We start from the raw sequence: 4,273 nt of genomic DNA on the forward strand, positions 1-4,273 counted from the left end.
TTTCACACCAATATCGCGTCTTTTGGCAAACGTTAGAAACAAAAGCAAACGTTTGCGTAAGTTGTGGTGTTAATTACAAGCATAAAAAAAGCAGCCCTATAAAAATGGGCTGCTTATTTAAAAGGTTGTTAATTAGATGTACTTAGATTGCTAAGTAAGTCACTGGAATGTCAGGATTAATCGCTTCTAATGTAGATTGCGTATCCGCTAGGTGACTGATACTACCCTCGGCGATTTCAACCAATGCAGCGCTTTCAATTTGTTCAAAATCGAAGCCCGCAAGTTTTAGTTGAATCAGCGCAACTTGTAGCGGTGGAAGGCTAGGGTTGAATGCTGCGTTTTCAGCGTAAGCACCAGTAAAGATCTCACCAGTTGTTAGCTGGAGCGACACACCACTTAAATTTTTAGTGTATGGCGCATGGCTGCGATTAAGCGCTGCTAATGCTTCAACTACGATAGGAGTGGTCTCTTCTGTCGTGTACTTATGATCGAGCTCAGACATTAAGCCTGTTGTTACACCAAGATCAGAAGGTCCAAATGAATCAGGTAGGTACTCTTGTAGTGACATTTCATCACGCTGTGGCAGCTGAACTTTAAGCTCTTTCGCTGTAGTCAACTCATTCATAAATTGACGACAGTGACCACAAGGGCTGAAGTTAATTGTGATGTCCGAGATGCCTCGCTCGCCTTTCATCCAAGCGTGGCTGATTGCAGATTGCTCTGCGTGTACGGTTTGGCCAAGTTGCGCACCCGCGATTTCAAGGTTTGCACCAAAGTACAAAGTACCAGACAAACCACGCACGATCGCGCCAACGTAAAAGTCAGATAGCGGAGCGTATGAATACGCTGCAGCAAAAGGAAGTAGTGCGATGCGTAGTTCGTCATCCGCTAAGCCGCTTGCTTGACGCAGGCTAGAGAACTGTTCTGGAGACAATGTCGCGTCAAAGTTGTCTGCTAATACGATGTCACTTAAAAGCGCTTTCATTGATGATGGAGCACTTTCCAGCGCCAGGGTAATACGACTGTTCATGTTGAATCCTTAATTGACCTTAGGCTTTAAGTTTATGCAATGCTCAGGAATTTTCTGTGATAAAGATCACCATTGTATTGTTGTTGTTACATTGGTTTGCATAATTAGAGTGAGGTCACACTTGAAATCGATTGCAAGGACCATTTTTACAGCTGATATCGCACTTATTGTTCAAAATCTCCGGTGATTAGCTGAATAAATGGCAATAAAAAGCCCAAGCAAACACTGAAATCAACAGGGCTGCGCTTGGGCTGATACGTTTTGTGAGCACTTCCGCTATGAATAAAACCAGACGACCATGCCAAACACGCTAGGTGCGATGATTGAGGTGATAACGCCACAAAGCACTAGCGCCAGTGAACTGAAAGCCGCATCTTCTTGGTTCTTTTCGGCACAAGTCGCCGTACCTAACGCGTGAGAAACCGTGCCCATGGTTAAACCCCTAGCAATAGGGCTCTTAATACCAATCAGATTGTAGATAGGGTAAGCAAAAATTGCCCCGAATAAACCAACGATAAGAACCAGTATTGCAGCAATAGCCGCTTCACCACCAAGATGGCTTGATACTTCCATTGCAATGGGTGTGGTGACTGATTTGCCCAATAGACTCGCAATCAAACTTAGGTCAGCTTTGAAAGCGACGGCAATCATTGCCGCTGTGGTCATCGACATCACACTACCCAGTGTGCATGCAAAGGTTATGATTCGCCAGTTAGCTCGAATTTGAGGTAGCTGCTCATATAAAGGATAAGCTAGGGCGACAACCGCTGGCTGAAGCATGTACGTAATCCAAGTATTGTCTGCGTAGTAGGTCTCGAACGGGACTTTAAAGAACGTCAGAATTGGAATGATGATGCCAATGCTTATTAGAAGCGGGTTACATAGCGGGGAGTTCACTTTCTGACTTACCCAACGGGCAAACAGAAACACCACCATAGTTAATAGAATCCACATGGTTATTTACCTCTCGCCAGCAAGCGGTCTAAGAACCATGACAAAGATACCAATACGATGAGTGTGCCGCCCACCGCGCTCGCCATAATCGGCAGTGCGTTAGCGATCAGCATGTCAAAGTGCTCCATAAGCCCGACACTGATCGGGACAAACAGTAAAATCATCAAACGAATAATTAGGCTAGCACCAGGTTGTACCCAGTGTGCCGGCACAATACCAATCACCATGGCAGTGAACAGAATTAACATGCCAAAAATACTGCCTGGGATTGAGGTATCTAAGTATTGCTGTAACGCGTTGCCTGCAGTGAGAGCACCTATGATTAAGGTGAAGGAGATTAAGCAGTAAACGAGTTTGATCAATCTTTCTTTCAAGGTTTTACATCTCTCGATAATGGGTTAACTAGCTAGCTTTTCTACGTATTGATACACCGCTTTCAAGATAGCCATTTTCTTCTCGTCACTTTCATGTTCGTGTGCGAGGTTCTCTAGGTTGAGCATGTACTCTTCTAAGCGGCTTTCGTAAAACTCACGACAATGGTTTGCCCACTTAAGTTGCTCGGATTCATCTAGCGTCCATGGGAAGTTACGTGCGCGGTAACGGAACAACAAAGGCTTAATACGTTCGTCACTGAAGGTGACGTCTAATGCTGCTAAGTTATTTGGGTCAGTCTCACGAATGATGTTCATCGCGGTTTTATCTGCCGGTGAGAAGAAGCCATCGTAAAGCTGTGTATCTACATCGTCGCTCTTTTCGTATTCACGTTCCTGTGAATATAAGCCAATCAGTTTTTCGCGAATTTCTGGGTGTTCGCGTAGGATCGCTAGGTTCTTCAAACACTGCTGACGATCAATACCAATGGTTTCAGCATTTTCAGCGGTTAACGTTTTTGCTGGCGCTAGAATAGGGCACTTGTTGAGTAGAACCAGCTTAATTGGCACTGGTAGCTCGTCTTCATTCAGGTCGCTGCGCTTGGTGTAAAGCCTCTCTCTGAGCTCATCAGTATCTAGCTCAAGCAGAGGGCTAGGATCTTTTGCCAAGTCCACCACGATAACCGCATTTTGATTGGTTGGATGCCAAGCCATAGGAACGATCCAGCTTGTGTAATTGCAGTCACGACCGAACATACCTGAAACGTGCATTAACGGTGTCATGTTTACGATGTCGACCAGCTCATTCAGCTTACGTTTGTGGCGCATATTGTAGAGATAATCAAACATCTTAGGTTGTGCGGCTTTCAGCTTTTTCGCCAATTCGATAGTTGCAATAACATCGGCCATCGCATCGTGCGCGTTTTCGTGTTCAATACCATTTGCCACGGATAGATGTTCCAGTTTAAAGCTTGGGAAACCTTCTTCGTTTTCTGGCCAAACAATACCGTCAGGACGCAGGGCGTGTACGGCACGCATCACATCTAACAGGTCCCAACGAGAGTTACCGTTCTGCCAGCTCCATGCATACGGATCAATAAAGTTACGGTAACAGGTGTATCGCGTGACTTCGTCATCGAATCGAATACTGTTGTAACCAAGGCTTGTGGTGTTCGGCTTTGCAAGTTCAGCATGGATCTTAGCGATGAACTCTGGCTCCGGCAGGCCTTGAGACATGGCTTTTTGTGGAGTGATGCGAGTAATCAGTGCAGCTTCAGGTGCAGGAAGGTAATCAGCAGGAGGTTGGCAGTAGATGACCAATGGCTCACCAATAATATTGAAATCTTGGTCGGTACGAACGCCGGCGAACTGACTTGGACGGTCTTTCGCTGGGCTCACGCCCCATGTTTCGTAATCGAAAAAGAAGTAGGTTGGCTGATTATCTGAACTCATTGAATTTCCTGAACAGTCTACGGGTAACTGTGTACTGTGGCTGAAGGTTAGTTTTGTTCAGTATCTGATAGTATGCGGTACGCGTGCAACCCAGATCACAAATAAATTGCAGGAAAGTGCTGCATTCCTATTCAATCAGACCGCTATCGGCGGAATGGAACCTTAGATTGGTTATTTCTTGGCAAGATGAACCAACAAAGTGCTGCGGTTAAAGTATTCGAAGGGGAGACAATTTGGGGTTTGGAGTCAATCATAGGCAGTCAAAAGACAGCCAAAGCATTACTGAGTCTAAAAATGAGTGTATTACCGCTTGTATCTACCTTGCATCAAGCTTCCAATATCACACGCTTTGATGCATTCAACGCTCGTGAGAAATGAAACTGAATAGGTCATTAGAGCAAATTATAGAATCGGTCATTAATATCAAATTATCCTCCTTTTTAGATGTTATTTAATAGTCTTAATT

General features: G+C 44.9%; 4 protein-coding genes. All 4 read right to left on the bottom strand.

Features of this window, described 5'->3' with window-relative positions:
• Positions 1 to 142: 142 nt before the first annotated feature.
• The 4 genes from cdd to sbcB all read right to left on the bottom strand — a co-directional run bounded on the left by cdd (position 143) and on the right by sbcB (position 3,807).
• On the bottom strand, positions 143 to 1,030 hold the full coding sequence (gene cdd / locus BCT81_RS23525) for a cytidine deaminase (protein WP_061031509.1): 888 nt from the start codon (positions 1,028 to 1,030) through the stop codon (positions 143 to 145).
• Between the two features lie 276 nt (positions 1,031 to 1,306).
• A complete protein-coding gene (locus tag BCT81_RS23530; RefSeq protein WP_102426041.1) occupies positions 1,307 to 1,984 on the bottom strand; it encodes an LrgB family protein in 678 nt (225 codons plus the stop codon).
• A 2-nt stretch (positions 1,985 to 1,986) separates the two neighbouring features.
• Entirely contained in the window at positions 1,987 to 2,358 is a 372-nt protein-coding gene (locus BCT81_RS23535) for a CidA/LrgA family protein (protein ID WP_008217481.1), read from the bottom strand.
• A gap of 24 nt (positions 2,359 to 2,382) precedes the next feature.
• A complete protein-coding gene (sbcB, locus tag BCT81_RS23540; protein ID WP_102426042.1) occupies positions 2,383 to 3,807 on the bottom strand; it encodes an exodeoxyribonuclease I in 1,425 nt (474 codons plus the stop codon).
• Between the last annotated feature and the right edge of the window lie 466 nt (positions 3,808 to 4,273).

The organism is Vibrio sp. 10N.261.52.A1 (genome assembly GCF_002876325.1).
GTDB lineage: Bacteria > Pseudomonadota > Gammaproteobacteria > Enterobacterales > Vibrionaceae > Vibrio > Vibrio chagasii.

Excerpts from the sequence above, each read along its gene's own strand:
- cdd (WP_061031509.1), bottom strand. The coding sequence starts at position 1,030 with ATGAACAGTCGTATTACCCTGGCGCTGGAAAGTGCTCCATCATCAATG.
- sbcB (WP_102426042.1), bottom strand. The coding sequence starts at position 3,807 with ATGAGTTCAGATAATCAGCCAACCTACTTCTTTTTCGATTACGAAACA.
- BCT81_RS23530 (WP_102426041.1), bottom strand. The coding sequence starts at position 1,984 with ATGTGGATTCTATTAACTATGGTGGTGTTTCTGTTTGCCCGTTGGGTA.